We start from the raw sequence: 1,748 nt of genomic DNA on the forward strand, positions 1-1,748 counted from the left end.
CCGTATCGACTTTAATCGCCAAATTCTTATTGGCCTCGGTATTAGCCGCTGTATCTACTGAGTAATAATACAGTGTATGGTTTCCTTGTTGTGCGGCAAGGGCACCCGTGTAGGTCGTCCATGCGCCGCCGGTTCCATCCCATTGGTAATAGGTCGTGCCCGGCTCGGACGAGGTAAGCGTAATCGTCGTTGCCGATTTAAACCAACCGTTGGTGCCGTCTGGTGTTATTGGGCTGGTTGAAAGTGTCGTTGTCGGCGGCACCGTATCGATATGAATAAGGATTGACATTGTCGCGGTGTTGGCCGCGCTGTCGGTTGACGTAAGGCGAATAGTAAAGTCGCCTGAGCCAAGCACGTTTGTATCTAATGTACCCAACGTGCCGTTGGTTACCGGCGTCGTCGGGTTGGTTATCGTCGTCCATGACGAAGGCGATGCGCCGGCACCGTATTCGAGTTTGTAGTTTGCAAAGTTGGTATCCGATGCCGTGCCGGTAATGGTTATCAAGCCGCTAACAATCGCGTCGTTGGCCGGTGCTGTAATCATTGCCGTTGGACTCGTGCGATCGACTCTTATTGTCCTCGTAGCCGAGGCGGTCTGGTTGCCCGCGTTATCTACTGCGACAACCTGCCAGGTATGACTGCCATCTGCCAAGCTGGTCGCTGTTACCGTTGAAAGCGTTGCGCCTGAAACTGTCTGATCGTTAGCTCCATCTATCTTGATGACGTAGTTCGCGATGCCGCTTGATGTGTCGGTTGCCGCAGTCCAGATAAGCGTTGGTTTCTGGTTCATCGTCCAGGAATTATCTGCCGGAGTTGAAAGCGTCGTGGCCCCTGGCGCTACCGTATCGACTTTTACCGCTTGGTTTTTCGCTGTTTCAGCATTATTCAAAGCATCTTTCGAATAGAAGTAGAGCGTATGGTTTCCTTGTTGTGCCGCAAACGGGATGGTATATGTCGTCCACGCGCCGCCGGTACTATCCCATTGGTAATAGGTCGTGCCGGGTTTAGACGAGGTAAGCGTTATTGTCGTTGCCGATTTGAACCAGCCATTCGCACCGTCAGCTGCCGCCGGTGATGTAGTTATTGTCGTTGCAGGTACACCATTGTCTAAGTGCACCAGAATTGTCGCTGTCGTTGACTTAACGGCATTATCGTTCACTGTAAGCCTGATCGTGTAATCACCGTTAAGCCCTATTGTGTCCCAAGCACCGAGCGTGCCGTTGGTTACCGGCGTCGTCGGGTTGGTTATCGTCGTCCATGACGAAGGCGATGCGCCGGCACCGTATTCGAGTTTGTAGTTTGCAAAGTTGGTATCCGATGCCGTGCCGGTAATAGTAACCAGACCGTTAACCGTGGCATTGTTTGCCGGTGCGCTAATCGTTGCTATTGGATTTGCGAGGTCAACCTTGACCGTTCGTGTAAGCGACGAAGTCTGGTTGCCGGCATTATCTATCGCAATAATCTGCCAGGTATGACTCGCTTCTGTAAGCGTTGTGGCTGTTACCGTTGAAAGCGTTGCGCCTGAAACTGTCTGATCGTTAGCTCCATCTATCTTGATGACGTAGTTCGCGATGCCGCTCGATGTGTCGGTTGCCGCAGTCCAGATAAGCGTTGGTTTCTGATTCGTTGTCCAGGAGTTGTCCGCCGGACTTGAGAGCGTAAAGGTTGCCGGTGCTGCCGTATCGACTTTAATCGCCAAATTCTTATTGGCCTCGGTATTAGCCGCTGTATCTACTGAGTAATAATAC

Annotated in this window: 1 protein-coding gene; it reads right to left on the reverse strand. The window is 51.9% G+C overall.

Annotation, left to right across the window (positions count from 1 at the left end; genetic code table 11):
• On the reverse strand, positions 1-1,748 hold a 1,748-nt coding region (locus tag VGK02_10840), incomplete at both ends, for an Ig-like domain-containing protein (GenBank protein ID HEY3375534.1).

Origin of the sequence: Candidatus Aquicultor sp. (assembly GCA_036504445.1) — a bacterium.
Taxonomy (GTDB): Bacteria; Actinomycetota; Aquicultoria; order Aquicultorales; family Aquicultoraceae; genus DASXVE01.